The sequence below is a fragment of the Mesorhizobium sp. M2A.F.Ca.ET.067.02.1.1 genome (assembly GCF_004023285.1).
GTDB lineage: Bacteria > Pseudomonadota > Alphaproteobacteria > Rhizobiales > Rhizobiaceae > Mesorhizobium.
The window spans coordinates 1-1,107 of sequence record NZ_RZSB01001182.1 but is presented as its reverse complement, the minus strand read 5'-3'; the positions used below and the strand labels follow the sequence as shown (position 1 = coordinate 1,107).

Below are 1,107 nucleotides of genomic sequence, written 5' to 3'. Positions count from 1 at the left end.
CCGTTACTCCTATCAAGATCTCGAACCAACGCCCCGGTGCGCAGGTGCACGCCTAGTGCATGAACACAGCTCTCAGCCACGCAAGGATGCCTGCACCCGGAGAGACCGCCGCGCGCACGCGCGATGCCGCCCAGCCTGCCGGCATGTTGGCGCCGACATGGCAATGGCAGACAACCTCATGCAGTTGCCAGTCGCTCATCTCGAAGAAGCGCTTGGCTTCGCCGTAGGTGTCATCCTGCAGTCCCTGCGCACGGAAGATCGGATCTTCGAATGCGACGGTGATCGCCGATCCGTCGGTGCGCATTCTTTCACGCACGTCGGGTGGAGCGTATTCGGTACCCGCCAACGCCGTGAGGCGGCGGCTGGGGCTTTGTTCGAGAAGTTGCGCCCAGCGCTCAAGGCGCTGGCCCCGATTGGCGATGAGAGCCGGTGCTTCGGCGTGAACGTCGGCAACGGCGTTGATTTGGTCAAGGGTTTGGTGCTTCACGGCCGTCTCCTGTATCGACAGATGATCACCCGCCCACACTGGGAACTAAGGCGCCGCCCAACGCCGGCAAGGGCCGAAACGGACCCGCGGAATCATTTGATCGTCACCTGTCGCAATCTCGCGGCGCGATCGTGTGGGAACCATCCGCTGGCGCGGCCGTTCTGCCAGCTTGCGCCGCCGATCGCTCCTGACGAAACCGTCTGAATGCGGCGATCGCCTCATTTCAGGTCGGGCAGGACATCCCGCTTGTCGGGATCGCGCAGAGCCTGCCAAGGCGCCGAGCGGAAGGAAAAAGCGATGGCCATTCTCCCCAATCCGGACCCGTCTCCAACGCCGGTGCCCACGCCTCCGCCCATCCCGGAACCCAAGCCGATGCGCGAGCCGGATCCGGATCGGCTTCCCGATGAGGCGCCGATCCCCAATCCCGATGAGAATGACGCGCCGCCCAAGCATTCCACGCCCAGGCGGCCCCGACCTTGACCGGCTCACGGGAGGCGCGCCGGACGCACCTCGCGATCAAGGGCTAGTTTGCGGGAGTCGCTTAGCCAGCCTCATCGACGTTCGGCAATTCAAGCGCTGAACGCAGTAAACCGCGATCGCGCTGGTAGAGGGTAGAATAT

1 protein-coding gene is annotated in these 1,107 nt (G+C 64.1%); it reads right to left on the bottom strand.

Translation table 11 applies throughout. The features are described from left to right. Positions 1 to 52: 52 nt before the first annotated feature. On the bottom strand, positions 53 to 487 hold the full coding sequence (locus EOA28_RS36570; RefSeq protein ID WP_127385981.1) for a hypothetical protein: 435 nt from the start codon (positions 485 to 487) through the stop codon (positions 53 to 55). Positions 488 to 1,107: the final 620 nt, after the last annotated feature.